Below are 24,454 nucleotides of genomic sequence, written 5' to 3'. Positions count from 1 at the left end.
AAAGACCTTAAACTTTAATAAGTTCGTAGACCAACACACTTTTATAATCCTTATCATTTAACTCAACAATAGCTGAGTTGGACAAGTATAGGCCAAAGTTGTTCAACGCATCGAACAACTTTAGATCATTCAAGTAATTATTATTAATATTTATCTTTTCAGAGTAGCTTTCTGACAAGATCCAATTAGCTCCTATGATAGAACCTCCCTTTCGTAAATTCTTCTCTGCATATTGAAAACATTTTAAAAATGAACCTAAAGAGCCAGAAAGGCTAAAAACTCCGAAACAAGTGATTAAATCAAAATTCTCACTTTCTATTTCCCATTCAGAGAATGCATTTATTACATGATATTTTTCAATCGCATTCTTAGCATTACTATAACGCTCATCTGCATTGATTATTTTACAACTATCAGCTGCCTGAGAGTAACCTCTTGGAATAGGTAAAGTACTGAACTTTTTTTTATGTAGTTCTAAACTAACATTGGAAAAATCAGAAATACTCAAGGAAATTATTTTATCAATAGCTAACGCCCAAAATAAAGACACTCCACCAGAACCAAGATCTAACCAATTCACCGGTTTATCAATGTTTTTTAATAGGTCAAAAATCTCTTCGACTCCACAGTCGGGTATAAACCTCTCATAATAATTATTGTAAAAATAGTTATTATAATAACTTTCATTATAATCAATTTTCATTTCTCGTGGCCACCAATATTATGTTCGGTGATTTTGGGTTAAATAGTCCAAATTTGTAATCACCGAAACTGTATTCGATTTTAAATCCTGAAGCCTCTAACAATTCAAATAATTCATGATAATCTATACATTTCATACTTATTTTTGTATAGAAGAAATTTGATGAGGAGTAAACTTTCACTTCGTATTTGAATGAGATTTCAATTGTTTTTCGTTTTTCCAAAAATTTAGACTTACTATATCTACTAATGAATTTGTTCTCTAGTTTTCTTTCCCAGTTTAGTAAATAATTATCACTAAAATTTGATACATATGAAGGTAGATCATTAGATGAAAAATTAACTATATCTATAACTAAACTTCCACCTATTTTTAAGTTATGGTATGCACTTCTAAATGTTGCAAATAACTCATCATTTGTTTTCAACAGTTGAAGCGCACCTTGAGGAAACCAAATTAAATCCACACGGTTAGCCAATTTAACATTCTGCATATCTGAAATGTAAAAATATGTGTCGGTATGGTTACATTTTTTACACTTAGCTTGATTTAGCATTTCTTCTTCTATATCAACTAAATGTAATTCGCTACATAAGTTTGAAATAAGGGTAATATTTCTTCCTGTAGCACAAGGAATTTCACATATTGACTTTACATTCAATTTTGAGATGCATTGTACAATAAATTCTTCGTCATAATTATTGTTATACTCTATATCGTAAAATAAAGCTCGCTCTTTGTAGTTAATAAACTTATGACCCATAATAACCAACGTACTTTTGTCGTGGTCAATAAAAATTGACCATGGTTGTAGAGTTTTTCCAATATAACCGTTCAGATTCATTGGGGATCAGACCATCGTTATATTGATGTGGCCTGAGTTAGCTATAATAACCAATGATTTCCTACTGAGCTTCTGTAACCAACACCCATTCTGTTTTTAATCTTCTAAAAAAATCGCTCCATTTTGGCTATTGACGCTCCTATATCAAGAATTATTATGAAATCTATTTTAGGTCAGCCAAAATAAGTGGCTACCTTGATCGCTATAGAACATCAACTTGCTAGGCTTTCCTCTTGATTCAAAAGTCATCAATAGCACTTTACCTCTCAATTTGCTGACGGGAGTCAAAAACATCGTCCAACCAACTGGCTTTTGGGAAAATAGGCCAATCACTACAGTAAGATACATCTAGTGTTGTCTTGCCTATATGTAAGTTACATCGTCTCTCCATCCTTGATTCGGGGATATAGTGGCGAATTATTGAGCTAAATAATTCGAGATTTCAATATGTTCTTGTGTCATTGTACCGAGATCGATGTTTAGGTGGCTGACAACTCACTAAATCTAGTTGTTTCATCAGGTTAGGAGCCCGATAACGAGTTAATTTAATTCCCGGGGAATATCGGTGCGAATATTAATGAATAGGTTGGAGATTTTCCGCAATCATAATATTGCTAAGCTCTCTTATCTTGCTGGCAAAAGTTACTGCATCCTCAATCAACCTGACACCGTTAATAACTTTGCTGTCTTCCAGATTTATACCAACGACCCCAAGACGTGCAATGTATTTAAGATTAGCAGCGATCTCATTTGCTGTTTCACCAAATCCCGCCTCGATATCGACACTTAAAGGTAAATCACTGACTGACTTAATGCGTCTGGCAATAAATAGCAGCTCATCAAAAGGTACTAATCCACCGTCCTCGTAACCTAGCATAGCTGCTATTGCCGCACTTGAGGTTCCCAGAGCAAGATAGCCAGCTTGCTGTGCTACAATCGCGCTGTCAGCATCCTAGACATTAGCAATGAGTAAGGGGTTGTTTTGATGATGTAGTGTAGTGAAGTCCATAACTATCTCCAGTTGCGATGTACAGCAGGAATATAGAGTGTCTAGTCAAACTCTCACAATCGAAAAATAGACGGCCATTTTTGGTTTACTCATCTAAAATCCCTAGCGGTGATAAATTTAGGATGACGGAATTTTGGACGGTTTCAGCTAGGAACTCCATTTAGCAAACTTTCTATCACATTCTGTCCAATAAAACCATTGCCGCCAGTGACGTGTATTTTCATCAGCATGATCCTAAAAATGCGGTATCAAATACAATTCACACACTAACTGATTGATAATAATTGTTTATTGTTTACACCACTCTTAATTATATGTTTGTTTTTCGTGACTTTTATCACAAATATTAATTATGCTAGATTTTATAAATTTTTTTCCAATCCAACATTGGAACGTTATTCTATTGTCTCCTGAAAGATAGAACCTGCTGTTTTGATATAATAAAAATAACCGCCACAATGAGTTCAAGAAAAGACGAAAATGATGTTAAATACCGTGACAATATTAATATTTCACATAAATTATTTTTGGTAAAAATTACGGCTTTATATAGATTACTCACCCTTTACTCAAATTTAACGCATTAGTTATGCTTCGAGGTGTTTCAAATGTTTCCGGACCTAGCAGTGCATCAGGAAGAATTACATCAAATTCATCTTCAAGTTGCAAAACTAATCGTACTAATGTCATACTATCGATTCCACTTTCATCTAGCTTACCATCTGGATTAACAGTAACACCATGAGCAATCGCTGAAATTTGTGCGCAAACTTCTTCTACAGTAATCACCATATAACCTCTTATACAAAAAAATAATATATATTTAAAACAATCAAAAATAACAATTCCATTTTAAAAACGGCATAAATTGATTTATCTTAAAATCATTATATTTACCTAATCCAAACCGAAAAAATAAAACAACTTGTTACTTCCAAAATAGCCTCTAAGGGTCACGTATTCAATCCGTTGAACTGCCTTAAATGTAGTATTCTCTTTCGATAAAAGTACCGATAACTTTGTCGTGAATTTCAGGGGATTTTGAGTAGCCCAGTGTTTTACGGTTTAATCGCTTAATTCGATTACGTAGGGTAAGATTTTCACATTCGATACGTTGCGTGAAATTTTTCCCGACGAGGTGTCTATTTTCAGTTAACCTATTCTAGGCTTTAAATTTATCTGTACACCAAAAAGTGACATTGAATCGAGATAATTTTTTCAGAAGCTTTTTAAGCATTTTCTTGTTCCACCTTCCAAACGTATGAACAATGATACGCTTTAGCCGAGGCTCCCAAGCGTACCATAATCAGCATTGGCATTTTTTATTTCCGACAAACGACCACATTTCGTCAACTTCGCAAATAAGCTGAACTTCGACATTATCCAGAGGGAGTGTCGTCACGCCTCGCGGTTTAAGTTTTTTAAACATATATGGACACTGGTCAAAATCAAGTGGGTGAATAATCTGTTCTGACAAAAGTAGTCGCAAACATATATTCGGCTTCAAAGATCCCTCATGAAAATCCGTACTCACTGTCCTCATCACGGACACAGCCTTAACGACTAAGTTTTAAACCAGGTCCACGGTGAACCGGTACTACCTGTCAGTCATCACATTGCGCATTTCTATCACAAAATTGAGTTCCGTGTATATCATTCATCGAGCAACATAATTCAACTATTGATTGACTAAAACCCAAGCGATCCTCGCATTCTGATTTGCCAATGCAACAACCGCCTTATTCAGTCCACTACGGGCTATCAATCCTTTTAGCCAGCGTTGCAATTTATTACATTGTTCATCAGGCAATTTCCTCAATCTGTAGATGACTGAACGAGCACCATGAATAAGTATACTTCGTAAATATCCATCTCCGCGTTTTGTGATCCCCAGCAATCTGGCTTTTTCGCAGCTGCCGTGCTCTTTCGGCACCAGCCCCAGGTAACTGGCAAAATGGTGATTTTACACAATCATCGACGGATTGAATACGTAATCTACATTTTAATATTCAAGCCTAACCACCACTCTCAAAAATATAATTTAAATTATCCTATTTACTTAATTAACAGAATACACCAAAACGAAAAAAATATAATAAGTCAAGACTTTTATCCAGATATTAAAATTTGCAAATCATGATTAACTTGGTAATAAAATATACCCCATATAAAATATAAAAAACAATATCAATCAAGTTTTCTAGATAGTTAAATAGAGATCATTATGCTCCTACTCACTTGTGAGCGTCCACAGCCTCTTAATTAAATTTAGGTTGAGCTTATAAAGCAGTTGATCATACGACTAGATATTGAATATAAACACAACTGTATCGGCCAACTAATGCTAGGGAAATTATATTCCCAACGATGAGCCGCCATCAATCGCAATATCCTGTAATGTTATATGGCTAGCCTGTTCAGATGCCAAAAATAGAATAGTAATAGCTATTTCCTGAGGCTGTGCAATTTTGCCTAGAGGAATACCTAACTTAAACTTCTGAGCATCTCCCTTAATACGTTGCTGTTCTGCATCCGGTACCATCCATATCGCACGCTGCATATCTGTATTAGTTGATCCGGGAGAAACGATATTACACCGCACTCCATATCGTGCCAGTTCTAGTCCTACAGTTTGTGCTAGACTTTTTAATGCTGCTTTTGAAGCACCATAAGCGGACATACCAATTCGCGGTATATATGCTGCATCGGATGCAATTGTCACAATCGCGCCGCCACATTGATGTCTGAATAAAGGTATCGTTTGCTGAAAAAGATAAAACGCCCCACTGACGTTAACATCAAAGGTCTCTTGCCAATTTTTTATTGTCAGTTGTTCAGTTACATCCATGTGCAAAATACCAGCAGCATTAACTAGAACATCAAGACGTTGTGTTTCACGAATAAGGCGTTGGCAAACTTGGGTAACTTGTTGAGCATCAGAAATATTTATCGTTTCTATACGATAGGGATAGGTGTTATACGGAAATGCCCTATCCAAACCGATCACATATGCACCAGACTGATGGAATGCTAGTGCAGTGTGATAACCAATCCCCTTACCAGCTCCCGTTACCCACACATATTTATCACTGAAGTCATATCCAGTTTTCATACGATTTCTTCTCTAGAAAGCAACGACCACCAGGCACCTAAGGTCGGATTTTTCGCCAACATAACAAAGTCAACATCACTATAGACCCGGCGCCAACGTGTAGATAATGCCATTATGCGTACGGAATCCAAACCATAATCGATCAGGTTTTCATCACCCCTAGGGAAATCAGATTCATCCAGTAGCGACAGGATTAATTCACGTAGTTGTACTTTGTTCTGAAGCACAAATAATAATTCATTGATCATCACTATCTTCCCTGCACGTCCAACAATATATTTCAAGACCATTAGGTGATCTTCACGACTGAAGTCAGCCACACAATCAGCCACTATAAATGGCTTAATGTCCCGCATAGAGGCATCCAATAATTAGACAATCTTTTTTAATCTACAAACCCATATCAATCATTATCTGAGCTATTTGCTTTAAGTCCTCTTCTTTATGTGCCACAGAAGAATGTGCCCAATTCATGGTGATAATATTATTTTCAACATAAAAAATAATTGATATATGAGAATACGCTGAGTGATCAATAGGAATACATGAAGGTAATTTAATTATTCTTGATATTTTTTTTGGATTGCTGCGTTTTCCCGAAAAGTGGCCTAGAAAATCCACTTTAAACTGTGGAGTGGGAATACTTTCAAAAAGACGCCGTTCATGCTCATTCCTTCCTTTAAAACATCCTAGTAGATAACCATACTTAGGTGGTGCTGTTGCTCTTATTTGCGCTATTTTTTTTGCACTCTCAAACAGAGAACCTGAGGACTTATTAATAAGAATAGGCCAAAAAGAAGCATGTGGACCAACAGAATATCTATCTTTAAGAAAATTTCGTCCATTATCCCATAGATTAACAGATAAAGAGGAAGAAAAAGAAGAGGAAGACATAAATTCAGAAACAGCCAAATTAAGCTTAGCCAACAGAAGATCAATTAATGTAACAGAAGTTCCTATTAAAGAAAGAAGATATTGGCTAGCTGAATGTGAAAATTGGATTTTCCAGCTTTTTCTAGTTGCAGGCTCAGTTTCAATATACTTAAATACCGGAAGATGAACAGATTTATTCCAGTCAGTATTTAGCCAATAGGAAGTATCTTTATAAAAATCATTATGTAAATAGTGTTTAACTTCAGCTGTCCAATCTATAAAACGACAATTAGGCAAGGAGGACCTCTTATTATAGAGTAATTTCCATATACAGGACTCTATATTTCTTAGAGATATTTTGTCATAGACAAGATGATTTCCAAAAAAAAGAAGGTTATATTTCATATTTTTTTTGATTAATAAAAAACGAGCCAATGGACCCTCAGATATATTAAGATGTAAATCATAGTTACGAAAAACCCTATGAGCTACATCCATAACTTTCTCATTTTCATGACACTCTATTTCTGAAAAATATAGAGAAAAATCATTTATATTCAAATCGGCATTCCATTCTCCAGAGATTTTATTAAACCTAGACTTTAATATAGGGAAAATATCAAAAACACCTAATACTGCCATTTTAACTTGCAAATCGGAAACATCATTAGGTAATTCATAAATAATTCCTATATTATGCTGCCTAGCAAGAAAAACCTTCTCATTCTCAAGCAAACAATATTGCAAAGGTGCAATATTCATTGTCATTGCGATACCTCCTTTGATGAAATTAAATACTGAACTCAGCTATATCCACCGGACTGGATTTTCCATAATCTACTATATATTCCTTTTGAATTAATCAACTGCTCATGAGTTCCTTGTTCTACAATTTCACCTTTGCGTAAGACTATTAGTCTATCCATTGAAGTAATAGTAGAAAGACGATGAGCAATCATAATAACCGTCTTCCCTCCCATTTTAGACAATATTTCTTTCTGAATAGTAGCTTCTATTTCACTATCTAAAGCAGAGGAAGCTTCATCAAATAAGAAAATTGATGCATCTTTTAGCATTACTCGAGCTATGGCTATTCTCTGTCGTTGACCTCCAGAAAGCTTTACACCTTTTTCTCCAACAAAAGCATCAAGACCTTTACGCTTTTTTTTATCTTCAAGGCTTGAGATAAACTCATCGGCTTTAGCAAGTTTTATGGCCTTTTCAATATCATTCTGACTAATATCGTCCCTGCCTAAAATAAGATTGTCTCGGACAGAACGGTGAATCAGCCCACCTTCTTGTGTAACAGCAGCTACCCGCTCACGAAGAGATATTTGTGTAACTTTAGCAATATCCTGTCCATCAATCAGGATCCGACCAGTATTGGGCTCGTAAAGACGTAAAAGTAAGTTAAAAACTGTTGTCTTACCTGCCCCAGATGGGCCAACAATACCTATTTTCTCGCCAGGTTTGATTTCAAGATTAAAATTTTTTATTATGGTTTTATCTGAATTATAACCAAAAGAAACATTTTCAAAAACAATACTTCCTTTGAATGCTTCTAGTTCCGTTGCTTCATGGCTATCGGTTATTTCAAGCGGATTTGATACCAGCTTGGCGGAACTTTGAAGTCCACCAATATAGCGCATAAGATTATTCAATTGTGATAACAGACTAGAAAGCATTGTATTTAACCGCAATACTAAGCCCAGTGTAAACGCAATTGATCCAATTGTTAAAATGTTATCTGACCAACTGACAAATGACATCCAAGTTGTCATAGTTATCATTAAACCTGATAATAATGTTATTAAACTAGTGGAATTTGCAATACTGCTAGTAAGCTGTTTTGTATCCGAATAATACTTATCAAAGCTATTTTTGACAAACCCTAATCCTTGAGCATTAGAGCCAAAAAGTTTTAATGTAACTATATTAGCAAAATTATCTACAATTGCTCCTTTTACTTTGGAACCACTATTAGAATGTTGTACCGCGTACTTGCGGATTCTAGGGACATAAAAGAATGCAATAAAAAAATAAATAACAATCCAAATAAGTATTACACCTGCTATTGTTGGTTCGGTTTTTCCAATTAATAATACCGTGGTTAACGTGTATATAATAATAAACCATAGTGTTTGAATGAGTGTATTAATTAAATTTACGATAGAACCACCTGACTCCCAAACTTTGTGTTCTATAGAACCAGCTAACTTACTATTAAAGAAGTTTAAACTTTGTTGAATTACGTAGGTATAAGCCTGCCAGCGTACCATCATGCCAAAATCAAGTGTAAAAGTTAAATTTTGAATTAACGCTAGTAACCAAGTAAATAGTGTTCTTAAAAAGACTACTATAATAGCCATTATTAAAATCTCAGGGCCATATAGTGACATTAATGTAGATAAATTTTTGGGAGAAGCATCGAGTATATCGATTATTCTACCAACAAAATAAAACATACCAGCTTCTATTCCAGCAACAAAACCACTCAACAGCAGCATAAAAAAAATAGGTGATTTTGCCTGCCTTAGGTAATAAATAATAAATTTAGCAGGTGAACTGGGGGGCATATCCCCAATAGAGTCAAAAGGTTTAATCCAATCAGAAAACAACTCATTAATTTTAAATTTTTTAAACATAGTAAGTATTATCTATAGTTTTGATTATAAAAAAACACAATTATTTATATATTGAAAAATATATTTAACTATACCATTTTTAAAATCCATAAATCGAAAATATCATCATTAATCATCAGACTAGCAGATCTAGCATCTCGACAAAACATTTCAGCGCCAAATTCATCAAAAGGAGTAATTATATATTTTGAGCCTAATACATCTTCAATAAGATGTGATGACTTACGAATATTTTTTGAAACTTCTGTCTTTACAATATTTAGAGAAAATTTACGAGAAGTACCAGAGATGTTGTAACTTTTACATAAACAGTCTTGGATAATACATCTGTTATTATATTCTAAAGCAATAATCTGAGATAGCCGATTTCTAAATGGGGATAATTTATGGATTATATTTATTTGTTGATTATGCATAACCTAACCAATAGACGCAGAAATAGAATACTTCCCAATAATAGACGCTATACAACTAAATAAGTTGGCAAATTCATAATCAGTGATGAGGTGATAAAGTGCATTATTTTTTAACTTATTAAAATAATCACTAGGAAACACACTATTATAATCACAATCTTGAAAATATTTTAGTCCAAACTCTCTAAGAATAGACTCATGAAGAATCTGAATATTATTCAATGACTATCTCCTGAGCAGGTTCTCGAATCAGAAAATTTGAAAGACCTGTATTAGCGGCATAAGCTCCACAATTATAGATTCTTAGAATATTTCCTGGATATAATTGTGGTAATAATGTATTTAGCGTTAAATAATCAACTGGTGTACACAGAGGGCCATATATAGCTGTAGGCAACATTATATTATCACTTTTATTGTTGAAAGTGTGAAACTCCGGTTGTTGTCTAATTAACCTACCACTTGCAGAAATTCCATTCATAATATTGATGCCGGCACTTATGATCAATATTTGATAGCCATTTCTTTTCTTAATATCTAAAATTTCTGTTTCTAAAATACCACATGATGCAACTAAATATCTTCCAAATTCAAAACAAGACTCAATACCGGATAAAATACCTTCAACCTTATCAGGTGTAAGAATTGGTTTTCCTGAATGCATAAATGGCCATTCTAAGCCACCTCCATAGTTAACATATTTTAACTTATAGCCTATTATAGACTCTACCTCAGATACGATTTTATTTGTTTTAATGACAGATGCTCTAAATTCAGATTCTTTTATTTGGGTTCCACTATAAATATGAATTCCATATACACTGTAATCACTATTTTTTATATACTTCCTTACTTCGTCAAGTGTGATACCAAATTTAGAATTTGGCATCATCATATTTAATCTCCCGTTATTATCAGGTACAAATAAGCGCAGAATACAATTAAGCTTTTTTCCTATTTTTTTCTCAACAAAACAAACTCTCTCGAGTTCATATAGTGACTCTAAACTGAAATAAACAACACCTTTTTCTGTTGCAGAATATATATCTTTAATAGTTTTTCCAGGTCCACCATAAACAATATAGGCAGGTTTAAATCCTGCATTTATTGCAGCACTCAACTCTCCTAGAGACGATACTTCAGCCTCCAATCCTAGTTGCGATATAAACGTTAAGATTTTAGGATTAGGATTAGACTTAACAGAGTAATAAATTCTATGTGCAGAAATTGACGATGTTAATTCATCATATCGTGCTTTAATTTCACTAAGCTGATAAATAAATCTTGTAGTAGAACACCTCATATTCAATCCGGCCTTTTAGATTTGTAGTTAGAAGTAATATCTAGATTTGTCAATATAGTAATAGCGATATTAGTTGCAACTGTACCTAACTGTTCGATCAAAAAATGACGAATATATTGTACTGTAATAGCATTATCAGTAATACATTGCACATAACACCCAAAAGCATCAGATGATGCCTTACAGGTTATCACACCAGAAACTGACAACGTCGCATTTTCTATTTCCACTATACTTATTCTTTGTCCAAGAATTCAATTCGTGCATATTTTCTCTCCTCAACATACAAAGAACCTTGCTGCTAACAAATTTCAAGATCCCAGTATTTAAAACTCCATTAAAATCCTTACGAATGATTTCTCCAGAAGGAATAAAAGAAAGTGTTCCTAAATAGCTTATATGGACACCGACTCAATTCAAATGGATGAGTAAATTTTTCTGACAACGTAGTCGCAAACATATATTCGGCTTCAATGAGCCCTGATAAAAATCCGCATTCTCTGCCTAATACCGCTCACTTAAGCACTTTTTTGAATAACTATTCATAAAAATGCTGACAAAGAAAATTTGAAGATCCCAGAATCACTAGCATTTTCAAATTTAGAAAATGACAGTTGACACCAGGACAACCTCATGAATGATCAAATATCGCTCACACTAGAAAAGCCAGCCTGCAATATTTTATCCAGAAATTGGGTTTTCATCCAAGCCCGTTTACGTTTCATTTTTATACTTAATTTAGTCTCTGCCTATTTCAGCATATTCAAGGCAATTCGTCTTAATAGGGCAATATTTTCTGCCGCGTTTTCTCGATAAATCTGGCAATCATCTTCACGAAAAGTGACATCTAATACCCAATTAAGATTATTTTCGATATGCCAATGACTCCGAGCTGCCTGAGAAAACGTTTCTTCGGTCAACACGGCTGAACTGATGTAGTAACGATACTCAAGACTGGGGGATTTTCCTTTTTCTTGCCTGTACCCAATGGTGACACCCAGTGTTTTTAATTCCGGCCATTCCGGGAAGTCAGCTTTGAGTGAATCGGCACTGATAACATGACTTTTTCTCTTATTGAGGGCGTGATACGCTGCACTTCCAAGGCTTTTTGGACTGCGCGATGGAGACGTTTCTGATTATCTTTCACATTTAACAAATAATCGGCACCGGCATCAATGATTTCCTGAGCGATTTGGGTTTGACACCCCATTGTATCAATGGAAATCAGGGCGCCTTTTAGCGCTAATAGTTTAATCATTTCGGGGATTGCCGTGATTTCATTGGATTTCTTTTGCGTTCTGACCTGCCCAATTACCAGTTTATTCGCTGCGGCATAGTCACTAACCAGATGCAGTGTAGAACGGCGCTCTTCACGATTGTAAGAGACACGTAATATTTTACCCTCAAGCACCACTAATTCTCCCTGAGTGAGTTCATGAACTGAACGCATCCAATTGATAAAAAAGAGGTTAAATTGTTCCGGATTAATGCGTGAAATAATGCGGGCAATGGTGTCATCAACTGGAACGCCTTCTTTGAACATACCATGTTTAAGAAACCAGTCATGATGGCCTTCCGCATATTCCTGAATATCACTCCATCCCTCTGCACCCGCAATTACCGCACAAAGTGTTGCAAACAAGATATCAAACAAAGGATAGGCTATTTTGGCTGTTCGACGTGGATCTTGAATCTCTGAAAAATGTTCTGTAAAACTGTCGAGGTACATGGTATTCGCTCTCAAAAAGAGAGTAAGATCACAGCTATCCTTTCGAATCAATGGATTTATCTTTGAGCAAAAAACGTTCGTAATCTTGCCCTGGTATTCAGTACCATCCGGCTTCTTCTCTATCATGCACACGAATGCGTGAATGAGCTATCAAACATGGGATAAAAATTACCTATCGTTTAATTCGAAAGAATGCTACCGCCCTTGAGGTAGAGCCTCAAAGCCTAAGTAGTTTTTGTAAATTTTTTTAAACCATAAATTGAAAATTAATACTTTTGACATTAATAAAGAAGCGAAATTACTATAACAAGTCATCAGCCATCGACTATTCATCGGTAGATAAAGATTAACAGACTGAAAATTCAGATACGCATAGGCTAAACGATGCATCCATTATTTATTCTGAGATTGTCATTCAGATCTAGCTCAAAATAAAGGTTCATATGTCCGGCGTCCGACTTACTATTCGTCTATCAGCACTTTGTGTCTATTAAAATAACATTCAATCACATGTGATTTTTATTCATCTATAAGATGCTACTAACTCTTTTTGAGTTAAAAAGAGTTACTAATTTAAAAAGATTTATCGCTCCTCATTAAAAAATTTCCAACAAAAAATACCCTTAAATAAATTTTATTTCAATTTTTTTTATTAAAAAATTAACATTTTTTGCCATCCATCACAACTAAATTAAAAAATCAACACAAAATATAACTTTTCACCACATGAAAGGCGATTGTAAATTAACCAATTAATCTTTTTGGGATCCATTTGCACATTCCTGTGAGTTATTAGGGCATATTGACGTTTGATTAGAAGAAATTTGAACAGCGCAATATTCTAGTATCATTATTTTCGCGAAAAATTAATTACCTCAGGAATAATTAGATTCCTTATTAATATAGTATTCACGATAAATGAAAGTTCCAATCTCTTTGTCATGCATTAAGAAGCAACTTCACGTCCGATTGCGTGAGAGCCTGCGGGTAAGATCCGATCCCCTGGAGTTATTAGATCATTTACTTTATATTTTGACATTAGCAACTTACTATTATACGATAGATTTAGTAAAACATTATAACTAATAATTAAATTACACACTGATCAAGTGTAAGGATAAAAATAATGGAATAAGAAGTTGAATTTTTTTGAAATAGATATTAACTATTACGATCTGAAAATCTCTGTATATATAATATGTGAGGAAGGCCAGTCCTTGCTTATTTTCTATTACCCATTATCGATAGAGGCTTTCACGGTGGACGATCGTGGATTTCACAATATCTGGGATATTGTTTTGCATGATAATGAAATATTATCTGATGCCAATACATTGAATACTTTTTTTCTCGAGGCTATTAAAAAAGCTGGATTTAGAATAATAGGACATATCTATCATAAATTTGCCGATGAAGGAGAAGGTGTCACCGGATTATTCCTTCTTTCTGAATCTCACCTATCGTTTCACACATATCCCGAGACAAATTATATAAGCATTGATGTTTACACGTGCGGTAAACAAGCTATATGTATACATAATGATATAGAAAACTTTTTCAAGAATAGTAAGAGATTTACTGTTCGCGGCCTAGAAAGAGGAAGTAGGCTAAATAGTTCTGTAGCATTAACAGAGAAAATACGAATGAAGATGAGAGCATAAAAATCTATAGGGTATTTTTATGCTCTCGTCATCTTCTTTGAGCGGGCAGGTGCTACGTTGTGCTGTGAGCGTAGCTGTCTCGTCCTGCGAGCTGCCATCGCTGATGCAACATCAAAAATCTGCTGGAATTTGTCAATAATCTGGTAATGATCCTAAATTATGGAGAACCTATTTCTTCTACGTTCGTTGAATCCACGATCAATGAAGTCATATCTAAGCACATGGTGAAAAAACAGCAAATGCAATTGAACCAACGGGGCACACATTATTTACTACAGACTCGAACAAAGGTATTAAATGGTGATTTAAAAGCCAAATTTGAGCATTGATATCTAGGTATAAAATTAAGTGAAGAAAAGGGTAACTATTTTACAGAAACTGTTGCAGCATAAGCGCCCCACATTTAATGTGGTATTTACCTGACAAACTCTTTAGTAACGTTATTAAATACTATAATATCTTTAATAGCTAAATGATCACTGTTAGTATCGTTAGCACTATATGATTCTTGTTGAGTAAATTTTGACAAGAAAGCACTAAGAAATATTAAATATATCGTCAGCTACATTTCTAATAACTGACGGTTAACTTTATGATTAACAAACGTTGAGCCACAATTAATATTCTGGCACTGGTTATAACGTTCCTTGGTTTGGGGCGTGTGTTCAAAACTGCTACGGGTGTGGGCGGCATAACCGCATAAGGGGCATCTCATCATAACGCGAGTACCTTAACAAACAGGTTGCCATAGCTGAAACTGGCGCTAAAGCAACTACACCATATCTGAATCAGAAATTTTCACTTCCAATTGCAAAGATGACGTTAATCCTCTGTCATCCAAAGTATAAGTGACGGTAACCAGAGTCCAGTCTGCCACATCAATTTCGGGCTTGAAGCCGCTCACCCTGATTTTCATTTCAGGGAGCAGCTCTGGCCTTCCCTTCGCCAATCTAATAGAGAATGACGCCACACCGCGCTGAATTTTCTCCCATTCTGCTTTAGCTGAACGTTCGGCTAGCATAGATGTGTTTCATCACAAAAACGTTGCCCTCACTGCCAACCAGATAATAGTCCTGTTTTTTCTCTTCTTGCTGCGGATTGGTCTTACTTCGCTTGCGTTTGACAGTGATGTTCTCTTTTCGCAGAGAACAGCACTATAGAAAAACGACAACTGATGAAGACAATCAGGCAGTTAAATGATCCATCTATAAACCGTCTCAACAAGCATGTTTTACTGGAACACCGCAGTAATCGCCTAGCTGATGGGATCAAAGTGTCAACGATAAATCGGGATATGTATCGTCTATCAGGAATGATAACGACATTGCAAAAACTTGAAGTTTTTAGCGGTAGCAACACACGTTCTACGCCACACATTCGCGAGTCACTTTGTGATGAAAGGTGGAAACATTGTTGCACTGCAACAAATACTCGGTCATGCCAATATACAACAAACTATGGCGTATGCTCATCTGGCACCCGACTATTTGCAACCACGTTAAATCCACTAAATGGCGGCATAGAAATTTAGCAGTAACAAGCAACCATAGCACTCAAAAGTGTCCACACTTAAAAATTTCCGCGCTACTTACAGTTGCTTGTAAAACTTTATCTAGTTGATTTTAAAGTGAATCAATCTTAGCCAGATAAAAAAATCCCGCCAGAAGGCGGGGGAAAAGACAGGGATGGTGTCTATGGCAAGGAAAAATTCTCATTTGCTACTACGTTGCTGCTATGGGTATTACAAATCAGTTCGGTAACTGAGACATACGCTGTCGATAATGTTGCTCCAATTGTGCTTGTTGCTCAGGCGTCAGCAGTTGGTACATCTGATGATGAATACGGACCATTTCTAGCTGACGTTCCACATTACATCTGACCATCTTTTCAACCAGAGCTTTTACTGCCACTTCATCAAAATCCTTCGCAGTGACCAGCTTGCGCATCTCTTCTCGCTCTGCGCGGCTCATTAATATCGATGAATGCTGTTGATGATTCTGCCCTACCAAATCACGCATTTGTTGACGCTGCTGCTCAGTTAAAGTGATACCGTTAAACATATGGTTGTTATCACCAATATCGTTATTATTACGATAATGATAGCTTCCTACATTTTTATAATCACAAGGTGCACAATTATCAGGTACCGTAGCAGCGTGGATTGTACTTGCTGTTCCAGCTAAAGATGCTGTCGAGCTAAGAACAAACATTGACGCTAAAGCTAACGCTGCTATGTTACGCATTAAACAACTCCTCGTTTCCCCGAACGATGTTATTAGGTCCAATGTGGACAACTATACCTACGCGGCTGCAAACTAGCGTCAAAGGCTTGTAAAAGAACGTAAAGTCGTGGAATAGCAAAGTTTGTTATCGTATTTTTGCTCTTGGAGGAAGTAATCGATGCATAAAATCCTATTAGTTGATGATGACCGTGAACTGACATCACTATTAAAAGAATTACTTGAAATGGAAGGATTTAACGTTGTGATCGCTCATGACGGAGAGCAGGCATTAAAATTCCTTGACGATTCGATCGACTTATTACTACTCGATATTATGATGCCGCGTAAAAATGGCATTACGACATTAAAGGAGCTTCGTCTGCACCATCAAACTCCAGTCATTATGTTGACAGCGCGAGGAAGTGATTTGGATCGTGTTCTGGGACTAGAATTAGGGGCGGATGACTATCTTGCCAAACCATTTAATGATCGTGAGCTAGTGGCACGTATACGTGCTATTCTTCGCCGCTCAAACTGGAGTGAGCAACAACAAACAGACAACGGTCCCCCCACGCTTCAGGTCGATAACCTACAATTGAACCCTGGCCGACAGGAAGCCAGCTTTGCTAATCAGATTCTCGATTTAACGGGTACTGAATTTACCTTGCTCTATTTATTAGCTCAACATTTAGGTCAAGTTGTCTCCCGCGAACATTTGAGCCAGGAAGTATTAGGTAAGCGACTCACCCCGTTTGACCGAGCAATTGATATGCATATCTCTAACCTACGCCGTAAATTACCTGAACGGGAAGATGGACTCGCCTGGTTTAAGACTTTACGTGGCCGAGGATATTTAATGGTTTCCGCGACATGATAAACAGTTTAACAGCGCGCATCTTCGCAATTTTCTGGTTTACTCTGGCATTAGTCCTGATGTTGGTATTAATGGTGCCGAAACTGGATTCCAGACAACTGACCTCTCTGCTGGAAAATGAATACCGGCAGGGAGTTATGCTGGAACAACATATCGAAGCAGAATTAGCTCAAGATCCCGCTAACGATTTACTTTGGTGGCGCCGCTTATTTCGCGCAATTGAAAAATGGGCCCCCCCAAGTCAACGCCTGATACTGGTCACCAGCGAAGGGCGAGTTATTGGGGCACAAAGAAGTGAAATGCAAGTTGTCCGTAACTTTATTGGACAATCCGATAACGCGGATCATCCTAAAAAGAAAAAATATGGCCGCTCTGAAATGCTAGGGCCCTTTTCCATTCGAGATGGAGAAGATCACTATCAACTTTATTTAGTTCGTCCGGCGAATAGCCCGCAATCGGATTTTATTAATCTGATGTTTGACCGGCCACTATTATTATTAACCGCCACCATGTTAATCAGTGCGCCATTACTGTTATGGCTGGCATGGAGTTTGGCTAAACCTGCCCGTAAACTAAAAAATGCCGCAGACGATGTTGCTAAAGGTAATTTACGCCAGCATCCAGAACTGGAAGCCGGCCCACAAGAATTTCTGGCCGCCGGTAACAGTTTCAACCAAATGATCAGTGTATTGGAAAGAATGGTCACCGCACAACAACGGTTAATTTCCGATATCTCCCATGAACTACGCACGCCTCTCACCCGCCTACAGCTTGCAACAGCATTACTTCGCCGCCGTCATGGTGAAAATAAAGAGCTGGAAAGAATTGAGACAGAAGCCCAACGGCTAGATAGCATGATTAATGATCTGTTAGTACTCTCCCGCAGTCAGCATAAAAACGAACTGCTGAGAGAAAACATCAAAATGACAGATTTATGGGACGATATTCTTGACAATGCCCGCTTCGAAGCTGAACAGATGGATAAAACCCTTGAAGCAACCTTACCACCGAGTTCCTGGACAATTTACTGCAATCCATTAGCACTTGGCAGCGCTTTTGAAAATATCGTGCGTAATGCCTTACGCTACTCCCACCACCATATTGCGGTTGCATTTCACACCGATAATCAAGGGATCACCATTACCGTTGATGATGACGGCCCGGGCGTCAACCCGGAAGACCGCGAACACATATTCCGCCCTTTCTACCGTACAGACGAAGCCCGCGATCGGGAATCCGGCGGCACTGGCCTGGGCTTGGCAATTGTTGAAACCGCGATTAACCAGCACCGCGGTTGGGTTCGTGCTGAAGACAGCCCACTCGGCGGCCTACGTTTGGTTATTTGGCTACCACTTCATGGCCGGTAATACAAATTTCTGCTAACCTCATTCTACAAATTCATTAAATAAATAAATTTTATTTATGCTTGACCCAGCAAGTCCGACGGTTTAATCTCTCCTGCTATTCATTAAAAATTCTTACCTTTCATTGCTTTCCTATTACAGCAGACAAAAGCATTGAAAAATCAAAACAGTAGATAAAATCATAACATTCTATGGAGTTCTGGGAACCAATAACCTAGTGCGGTAGCTTTGTTATTACCTTATTTATTATTTCAGCAATATATCTTACACAACCTATTTAAAAAGCTTGTTAAAGTTTCACTTGCCAAATAAAACTTATGAAAATAGATAGCACCCTATTAAAAACCAAATGTAATTTATTTTCACAATTTCATTTTTAAGTCATCATCTTAAAAGGCAAAATATGTCCTCACTCAACATTCTCACCGAGAAATTTGATAATAAAACCGCCACCATTGCCATTGTTGGCCTGGGTTATGTTGGCTTACCGCTCATGCTCAGATATAACGATATCGGTTTTAAAGTCATTGGTTTCGATATTGATAAAGAAAAGACAGAGAAACTCAATCAAGGCCAAAGTTACATTGAACATATTCCCTCTGCCAAAATCAGTAAAGCGATAAATACCGGTTTTGAAGCCACGACGGATTTCACCAAAATCGCTCAATGCGATGCCATTATTCTTTGCGTCCCAACGCCGTTAAATAAATACCGTGAACCCGATATTAGTTTCGTAATTAACACCACCGATAGGGTAAAACCGTATTTAAGAGTCGGGCAAGTCCTCTCCTTAGAAAGTACCACTTATCCGGGCACCACCGAAGAAGAATTATTACCCAGAGTTGAAGAAAGCGGGTTAACCGTCGGCGAAGATATCTTTCTGGTCTATTCACCCGAACGAGAAGACCCCGGTAACCCTGATTTCGAAACCCGCACCATTCCTAAAGTCATCGGCGGCCACACGGAAAACTGCTTAAAAGCCGGTATCGCCGTTTATCAACACGCGATTGACCAGGTGGTTCCCGTCAGTTCAACCAAAGCCGCCGAAATGACAAAACTCCTGGAGAATATCCATCGGGCGGTCAATATTGGCTTAGTCAACGAAATGAAACTCGTGGCCGATAAAATGGGCATTGATATTCACGAAGTGATTAGAGCCGCGGCAACCAAACCTTTCGGCTTTGTTCCCTACTATCCCGGCCCCGGATTAGGCGGGCACTGTATTCCGATTGATCCCTTCTATTTAACCTGGAAAGCCCGAGAATATGGTATCAATACCCGTTTTATTGAACTCTCCGGTGAAGTCAATTCCTCCATGCCCGATTATGTGGTCACTAAAACCGTATTAGCACTGAACAAAGCGAATAAATCCATTAATGGCAGCCGCATTTTAATCCTCGGCATCGCCTATAAAAAGAATGTGGATGATATGCGAGAAAGTCCCTCAGTGCATATTATGGAAAAATTAAGAGAATTAGGGGCTAATATTGAATATGCCGATCCGCATGTCCCAGTCTTTCCGAAGATGCGTGAGCATCATTTTAATTTAATCAGCCAGCCTATCACTGAAAATAGTCTCAAAACCTTCGACTGCGTTATTTTAGCTACCGATCACGACAAATTTGATTATGAATTAATTATCAATCACGCAAAATTAGTTGTTGATACCCGTGGCAAATATTCACCTAATCACACAAACATTATCAAAGCTTAACTTTAGGATAAGATATGCTGAGTATTATCAAAGACAGAAAGATAAAATTTGCTTTAGTTGGTTGTGGGCGGATCGCTAAAAATCATTTCAATGCGCTGGAAATACATCAAGACGCGGCCGAATTAGTCGCTATCTGTGATAACGATCAAGACGCATTAAACGCGGCAGTAGAAAAAACCGGCGTCCCGGGTTTCAACGACTTAAATACCATGCTGGATAACATCACCGCGGATATCATTATCCTGACCACCCCCTCTGGCCTTCATCCCGCACAGGCGATGACCTGCTTTGATAAAGGCTTTCACGTCGTCACCGAAAAGCCAATGGCAACCCGGCTGGCTGATGGGGAAAACATGGTTAAAGCAGCTGATAAAGCCGGAAAACACCTTTTTGTCGTCAAACAGAACCGCTTAAATGCCACCCTGCAATTACTGAAACGGGCAGTCAGTGAAAAACGTTTTGGCAAAATCCACATGGTTCACCTCAATGTTTTCTGGACCCGCCCCCAAGCCTATTATGACCAGGCCGCCTGGCGGGGCACCTGGGAATTTGATGGTGGTGCCTTCATGAATCAGGCGAGCCACTATGTTGATTTAATTGAATGGCTAATCGGCCCGGTCAAAGATGTTCAGGCCATGACATCGACCCACTTAGATATCGAAACGGAAGATACCGGGGTACTCAATATCCGCTGGCGGGATGGCACATTAGGCTCAATGGCCGTCACCATGTGCACTTATCCGCAAAATCTCGAAGGTTCAATCACCATCCTAGGAGAAAAAGGCACAGTCAGAGTGGGGGGGTTAGCCGTCAATGAAATCCAGGAATGGCATTTCGCTGACGAAAAAGAGTATGACCAACAAGTCAAAGCCGCCAATTACGAAACCACGTCGGTGTACGGATTTGGTCATCCGCTTTATTATAAAAATGTCATTGAGGTGATGAAAGGCGAAGCTCAACCGATAACGGATGGCCGGGAAGGCTTAAAATCCTTAGAGCTGCTTATCGCCGCCTATTTGTCAGCCAGAGATAACAAAACCATTTCTTTGCCTTTAACCTATTAAATCCTTGGAACCGGTCTCATGTCAGCAGAACACGTAATGATACATCCCAGTGCCATCGTTGATGACGGGGCCCAAATCGGCAAAAACAGCCGTATCTGGCATTTCACCCATGTCTGCTCTGGGGCTCAAATTGGCGAAGGCTGTTCTCTAGGCCAAAATGTCTTTATTGGCAATAAAGTCACTATCGGCAACCTCTGCAAAATACAAAATAATGTTTCTGTTTATGACAATGTTCATCTGGAAGAGGGGGTATTTTGTGGCCCAAGCATGGTTTTTACTAACGTTTATAATCCCCGCTCATTGATTGAAAGAAAAAGTGAATATCAAAACACACGGGTAAAAAAAGGCGCCACCTTAGGCGCCAACTGTACCATTGTTTGTGGCACCACCATTGGCGCTTATGCTTTTATTGGCGCTGGCGCAGTAGTGAATAAAGATGTCCCTGATTATGCCCTGATGGTGGGTGTGCCGGCCAAACACATTGGCTGGATGAGTGAATTTGGTGAACAATTAGACTTACCGCTACACGGGCAAGCCACTGCCACCTGTCCTCATACTCACCATATTTATCAGCTAGAGAATAATCGTGTCGTGCGAATAAAGTAATTAAAGGATAAAGGCATGCAATTTACCGATTTAGCAGCACAGCAACTGAGAATTAAAGATAAAATTGACGCGAATATCCAGAAAGTCCTCACACATGGAAAATATATTTTAGGGCCCGAAGTGGCCGAATTAGAAGAAAAGCTGATTGAATACACCGGGGCGCCATATTGTATTACCTGCGCCAATGGCACCGACGCCTTGCAAATTGCCTTAATGGCGATTGGCATTAAACCCGGCGACGAAGTAATTACCCCCGGCTTTACCTACATTGCCACCGCTGAAACCGTTGCACTACTCGGCGGGGTTCCGGTTTATATTGATATCAAGCCCACCACGTATAACTTAGATCCGGCGCAACTCGAAGCGGCGATTACCCTGAAAACCAAAGCGATCATTCCAGTTTCCTTATTCGGCCAATGTGCCGATTTTGACGAAATTAATGCCATCGCAGCAAAATATAACCTGACCGTCATAGAAGACGCGGCCCAAAGTTTTGGCGCGACTTATAAAGGTAAACGTTCCTGTAACCTCACCACCATCTCCTGTACCAGCTTCTTCCCCAGCAAACCGTTGGGGTGTTACGGTGATGGCGGCGCTATTTTCACCCACGATGAAGCGCTGGCGAAAATTATTCGTCAAATTGCCCGTCATGGACAAGACAGACGATATCATCATGTCAGAGTCGGGGTTAACAGCCGTTTAGATACCCTGCAAGCGGCCATTCTGCTGCCCAAACTGGAGATATTTGATGAAGAAATGGCACTACGTCAGACAGTGGCAAAAAACTATAATCAGGCGTTGAATGACATCGGCATCATGACCACCCCGTATATTGAGCCACATAATCTCTCCGCTTATGCGCAATATACTATCCGGGTTAAAAACCGTGATGAATTACAGCACAAATTAAAAGAACAAGGCATTCCAACCGCCGTGCATTACCCTATTCCTCTGAATAAACAACCGGCGGTAGCCAGCAATAGTGTTCTGCCTGCTGGAGACGACATTGCACAAGAGGTTATTAGTTTGCCGATGCATCCCTATTTATCCATAGATTTAATTAATAAAATTGCCAGTTCAATTTAAAATCTATGAATTATAAATTATTGAGGAATATATCTGGCTTATTACTCTCATCATTATTCAGCCAGATATTATTATTACTATCAACGCCTGTATTAACAAGATTATTTTCACCGGAAGAATTAGGTATTTATGCCTCATTTTCATCACTTTTAAGTGTTTTTGCCGTAGGCGCTTGTCTCCGTTATGAATTTTCAATAAGTTCATCAGAAAAAAATCGTGAAATTAATTCATTAGTCACATTATCTTGCATTCTTCCAATAGCCATTAGCCTAATAGTTATCACTGTTTTTGCAATATCTAACATTTCAGAAAAAATAATTATAGGAAACTATATATACTATATCCCACTAGGTATTATCACTTATGGGTTTTATCGGGCAGTAAGTTTCAAGAGTATAAGAGAAAAACAATACCATGCACTCTCTATCACTAAAATAACGCAAACCGTTGCCATGATTAGCACCCAAATCATTGGCGGCATTGCCCATTTAGGAGCAAGCAGTCTCATCTTAGGCCAAATATTAGGTCAATCATTAGGTGTCCTATTTTTAAGTAAAAGATCCAAATATCGTTTAATTACAGGCAAACATGAATTTAGAAAAATAAAACTGCTGACTCATAAATATTATAAATTTCCCGTTTATGATTTCCCTGCGGCTCTCATTAACACATTGAGTAATGAGTTACCTCAATTATTTATCATGTCCACCTATGGGCTAAAATCCGCAGGGTTTTATTTAATTGCCTCTAGAATATCAGGCGCTCCAATTACACTATTAACCCAAACCGTTTCGTCTATATTACAAGGATATTTGAAAGACACGACTGTATCCCCTTTCTTCAAGATAAAAAAAACATTTTATTACCTAACATTTATTGCTCTTTTATTTGCTATCGTGACCTACTTTGCGGGCATACCCATCATCACCTTTATTTTCGGTGAAGAATGGCATGAATCAGGTAAATATCTATTATGTTTAATACCACATTTATGCGGACAAATAATATACTCATCGTTATCGATATATTTATCCATTTATGAACATCAGAAAAGCAATTTATTTATTCAGACAACATCGATTATATTAAGACTAATAGCCCTCCTTACTGGATATCTATTAGGCGATATTTATCTGACCCTTTTATTATTTTCACTCACAAGTTTTGCTCTTTATCTGACGAGTACGGCTTATATTTTAAAATTATCTTTCATGCGTAAAGAAGGTTAA

19 protein-coding genes and 7 pseudogenes are annotated in these 24,454 nt (G+C 37.7%); 10 read left to right on the top strand and 16 right to left on the bottom strand.

All coding sequences use genetic code 11. The features are described from left to right. Positions 1-7: 7 nt before the first annotated feature. The 13 genes and pseudogenes from KZ793_RS17620 to KZ793_RS17565 form a co-directional block, all read right to left on the bottom strand. Complete coding sequence (locus KZ793_RS17620; RefSeq protein ID WP_225816514.1) at positions 8-703, bottom strand: hypothetical protein; 696 nt, start codon at positions 701-703, stop codon at positions 8-10. Further along, a complete protein-coding gene (locus KZ793_RS17615; protein ID WP_225816513.1) occupies positions 693-1,547 on the bottom strand; it encodes a methyltransferase domain-containing protein in 855 nt (284 codons plus the stop codon). The genes KZ793_RS17620 and KZ793_RS17615 overlap by 11 nt, the downstream gene beginning before the upstream one ends. 574 nt (positions 1,548-2,121) lie before the next feature. Then, positions 2,122-2,454, bottom strand: coding sequence for an isocitrate lyase/phosphoenolpyruvate mutase family protein (locus KZ793_RS17610; protein ID WP_255619421.1), 333 nt, complete (start codon positions 2,452-2,454; stop codon positions 2,122-2,124). A gap of 660 nt (positions 2,455-3,114) precedes the next feature. Further along, positions 3,115-3,348, bottom strand: a complete 234-nt coding sequence (locus tag KZ793_RS17605; protein WP_225816512.1) for a phosphopantetheine-binding protein — start codon at positions 3,346-3,348, stop codon at positions 3,115-3,117. A gap of 187 nt (positions 3,349-3,535) precedes the next feature. After that, positions 3,536-3,967: pseudogene (locus KZ793_RS17600) on the bottom strand (IS1 family transposase); the annotation flags it as partial. A 267-nt stretch (positions 3,968-4,234) separates the two neighbouring features. After that, positions 4,235-4,513: pseudogene (locus KZ793_RS17595) on the bottom strand (transposase); the annotation flags it as partial. Positions 4,514-4,909: 396 nt separating this feature from the next. Next, entirely contained in the window at positions 4,910-5,668 is a 759-nt protein-coding gene (dhbA, locus tag KZ793_RS17590) for a 2,3-dihydro-2,3-dihydroxybenzoate dehydrogenase (protein WP_225816511.1), read from the bottom strand. Then, a pseudogene (locus KZ793_RS22590) lies at positions 5,665-6,033 on the bottom strand (phosphopantetheine-binding protein); the annotation flags it as partial. The pseudogene KZ793_RS22590 and the gene dhbA, both read right to left, overlap by 4 nt. A gap of 25 nt (positions 6,034-6,058) precedes the next feature. Continuing rightward, positions 6,059-7,309 (bottom strand): condensation domain-containing protein, encoded by a 1,251-nt coding sequence (locus tag KZ793_RS17585; RefSeq protein WP_255619416.1) that lies wholly within the window; start codon positions 7,307-7,309, stop codon positions 6,059-6,061. A gap of 35 nt (positions 7,310-7,344) precedes the next feature. Next, a complete protein-coding gene (locus KZ793_RS17580) occupies positions 7,345-9,186 on the bottom strand; it encodes an ABC transporter ATP-binding protein (RefSeq protein ID WP_225816510.1) in 1,842 nt (613 codons plus the stop codon). A 68-nt stretch (positions 9,187-9,254) separates the two neighbouring features. After that, a complete protein-coding gene (locus KZ793_RS17575; protein WP_225816509.1) occupies positions 9,255-9,602 on the bottom strand; it encodes a hypothetical protein in 348 nt (115 codons plus the stop codon). A 214-nt stretch (positions 9,603-9,816) separates the two neighbouring features. Next, entirely contained in the window at positions 9,817-10,905 is a 1,089-nt protein-coding gene (locus KZ793_RS17570) for a type III PLP-dependent enzyme domain-containing protein (RefSeq protein ID WP_225816508.1), read from the bottom strand. Positions 10,906-11,546: 641 nt separating this feature from the next. Then, positions 11,547-12,634, bottom strand: a pseudogene (locus KZ793_RS17565) (ISAs1 family transposase). 1,139 nt (positions 12,635-13,773) lie between these two features. Here KZ793_RS17565 and speD point away from each other — a divergent pair. Together speD and KZ793_RS17555 are read left to right on the top strand one after the other, a co-directional pair. Then, complete coding sequence (gene speD, locus KZ793_RS17560; protein WP_317987483.1) at positions 13,774-14,295, top strand: adenosylmethionine decarboxylase; 522 nt, start codon at positions 13,774-13,776, stop codon at positions 14,293-14,295. Between the two features lie 134 nt (positions 14,296-14,429). After that, positions 14,430-14,687: pseudogene (locus tag KZ793_RS17555) on the top strand (ISKra4 family transposase); the annotation flags it as partial. Positions 14,688-14,884: 197 nt separating this feature from the next. On the opposite strand, the pseudogene KZ793_RS17550 reads toward KZ793_RS17555, so the two are convergent. Together KZ793_RS17550 and KZ793_RS17545 are read right to left on the bottom strand one after the other, a co-directional pair. Beyond that, positions 14,885-15,013 (bottom strand): annotated as a pseudogene (locus KZ793_RS17550) (ogr/Delta-like zinc finger family protein); the annotation flags it as partial. A gap of 54 nt (positions 15,014-15,067) precedes the next feature. Beyond that, positions 15,068-15,316: a hypothetical protein gene (locus KZ793_RS17545; protein WP_225816507.1), complete on the bottom strand. Its 249-nt coding sequence runs from the start codon at positions 15,314-15,316 to the stop codon at positions 15,068-15,070. Positions 15,317-15,439: 123 nt separating this feature from the next. On the opposite strand from KZ793_RS17545, the pseudogene KZ793_RS17540 reads away from it, so the two are divergent. Next, positions 15,440-15,826, top strand: a pseudogene (locus KZ793_RS17540) (phage integrase); the annotation flags it as partial. Positions 15,827-16,043: 217 nt separating this feature from the next. Here KZ793_RS17540 and cpxP read toward each other — a convergent pair. Then, positions 16,044-16,538 (bottom strand): cell-envelope stress modulator CpxP, encoded by a 495-nt coding sequence (cpxP, locus tag KZ793_RS17535; protein ID WP_225816506.1) that lies wholly within the window; start codon positions 16,536-16,538, stop codon positions 16,044-16,046. Positions 16,539-16,695: 157 nt separating this feature from the next. Between cpxP and cpxR the strand changes: the two genes are divergently transcribed. The 7 genes from cpxR to KZ793_RS17500 all read left to right on the top strand — a co-directional run bounded on the left by cpxR (position 16,696) and on the right by KZ793_RS17500 (position 24,454). Continuing rightward, positions 16,696-17,391 (top strand): envelope stress response regulator transcription factor CpxR, encoded by a 696-nt coding sequence (cpxR, locus tag KZ793_RS17530; protein ID WP_118986089.1) that lies wholly within the window; start codon positions 16,696-16,698, stop codon positions 17,389-17,391. Continuing rightward, positions 17,388-18,758: an envelope stress sensor histidine kinase CpxA gene (gene cpxA, locus KZ793_RS17525; protein ID WP_225816505.1), complete on the top strand. Its 1,371-nt coding sequence runs from the start codon at positions 17,388-17,390 to the stop codon at positions 18,756-18,758. Before cpxR ends, cpxA begins: the two co-directional genes overlap by 4 nt. Positions 18,759-19,158: 400 nt before the next feature. Continuing rightward, positions 19,159-20,469, top strand: coding sequence for a nucleotide sugar dehydrogenase (locus KZ793_RS17520; protein WP_225816504.1), 1,311 nt, complete (start codon positions 19,159-19,161; stop codon positions 20,467-20,469). Between the two features lie 14 nt (positions 20,470-20,483). Continuing rightward, positions 20,484-21,533: a Gfo/Idh/MocA family protein gene (locus KZ793_RS17515; protein WP_225816503.1), complete on the top strand. Its 1,050-nt coding sequence runs from the start codon at positions 20,484-20,486 to the stop codon at positions 21,531-21,533. Positions 21,534-21,551: 18 nt separating this feature from the next. Next, positions 21,552-22,139 carry an acyltransferase gene (locus KZ793_RS17510; protein WP_225816502.1) on the top strand — a complete coding sequence of 196 codons (588 nt, stop codon included), beginning with the start codon at positions 21,552-21,554 and terminating at the stop codon, positions 22,137-22,139. A 15-nt stretch (positions 22,140-22,154) separates the two neighbouring features. Further along, the gene (locus KZ793_RS17505) at positions 22,155-23,225 is read left to right on the top strand and encodes a DegT/DnrJ/EryC1/StrS family aminotransferase (RefSeq protein WP_225816501.1); all 1,071 of its coding nucleotides are present in this window, start codon (positions 22,155-22,157) and stop codon (positions 23,223-23,225) included. Positions 23,226-23,230: 5 nt separating this feature from the next. Next, complete coding sequence (locus tag KZ793_RS17500; protein ID WP_225816500.1) at positions 23,231-24,454, top strand: lipopolysaccharide biosynthesis protein; 1,224 nt, start codon at positions 23,231-23,233, stop codon at positions 24,452-24,454.

It is taken from the genome of Photorhabdus antumapuensis (assembly GCF_020387775.1).
Classification (GTDB): domain Bacteria; phylum Pseudomonadota; class Gammaproteobacteria; order Enterobacterales; family Enterobacteriaceae; genus Photorhabdus; species Photorhabdus antumapuensis.
This window is presented reverse-complemented; position numbering and strand designations above follow the sequence as displayed.

What these genes read in the sequence shown, in the direction of transcription:
- KZ793_RS17620 (WP_225816514.1), bottom strand. Translation starts at nt 703, where the DNA reads ATGAAAATTGATTATAATGAAAGTTATTATAATAACTATTTTTACAAT.
- KZ793_RS17615 (WP_225816513.1), bottom strand. Translation starts at nt 1,547, where the DNA reads ATGAATCTGAACGGTTATATTGGAAAAACTCTACAACCATGGTCAATT.
- KZ793_RS17605 (WP_225816512.1), bottom strand. Translation starts at nt 3,348, where the DNA reads ATGGTGATTACTGTAGAAGAAGTTTGCGCACAAATTTCAGCGATTGCT.
- dhbA (WP_225816511.1), bottom strand. Translation starts at nt 5,668, where the DNA reads ATGAAAACTGGATATGACTTCAGTGATAAATATGTGTGGGTAACGGGA.
- KZ793_RS17585 (WP_255619416.1), bottom strand. Translation starts at nt 7,309, where the DNA reads ATGACAATGAATATTGCACCTTTGCAATATTGTTTGCTTGAGAATGAG.
- KZ793_RS17580 (WP_225816510.1), bottom strand. Translation starts at nt 9,186, where the DNA reads ATGTTTAAAAAATTTAAAATTAATGAGTTGTTTTCTGATTGGATTAAA.
- KZ793_RS17575 (WP_225816509.1), bottom strand. Translation starts at nt 9,602, where the DNA reads ATGCATAATCAACAAATAAATATAATCCATAAATTATCCCCATTTAGA.
- KZ793_RS17570 (WP_225816508.1), bottom strand. Translation starts at nt 10,905, where the DNA reads ATGAGGTGTTCTACTACAAGATTTATTTATCAGCTTAGTGAAATTAAA.
- KZ793_RS17545 (WP_225816507.1), bottom strand. Translation starts at nt 15,316, where the DNA reads ATGCTAGCCGAACGTTCAGCTAAAGCAGAATGGGAGAAAATTCAGCGC.
- cpxP (WP_225816506.1), bottom strand. Translation starts at nt 16,538, where the DNA reads ATGCGTAACATAGCAGCGTTAGCTTTAGCGTCAATGTTTGTTCTTAGC.
- cpxR (WP_118986089.1), top strand. Translation starts at nt 16,696, where the DNA reads ATGCATAAAATCCTATTAGTTGATGATGACCGTGAACTGACATCACTA.
- cpxA (WP_225816505.1), top strand. Translation starts at nt 17,388, where the DNA reads ATGATAAACAGTTTAACAGCGCGCATCTTCGCAATTTTCTGGTTTACT.
- KZ793_RS17520 (WP_225816504.1), top strand. Translation starts at nt 19,159, where the DNA reads ATGTCCTCACTCAACATTCTCACCGAGAAATTTGATAATAAAACCGCC.
- KZ793_RS17515 (WP_225816503.1), top strand. Translation starts at nt 20,484, where the DNA reads ATGCTGAGTATTATCAAAGACAGAAAGATAAAATTTGCTTTAGTTGGT.
- KZ793_RS17510 (WP_225816502.1), top strand. Translation starts at nt 21,552, where the DNA reads ATGTCAGCAGAACACGTAATGATACATCCCAGTGCCATCGTTGATGAC.
- KZ793_RS17505 (WP_225816501.1), top strand. Translation starts at nt 22,155, where the DNA reads ATGCAATTTACCGATTTAGCAGCACAGCAACTGAGAATTAAAGATAAA.
- KZ793_RS17500 (WP_225816500.1), top strand. Translation starts at nt 23,231, where the DNA reads ATGAATTATAAATTATTGAGGAATATATCTGGCTTATTACTCTCATCA.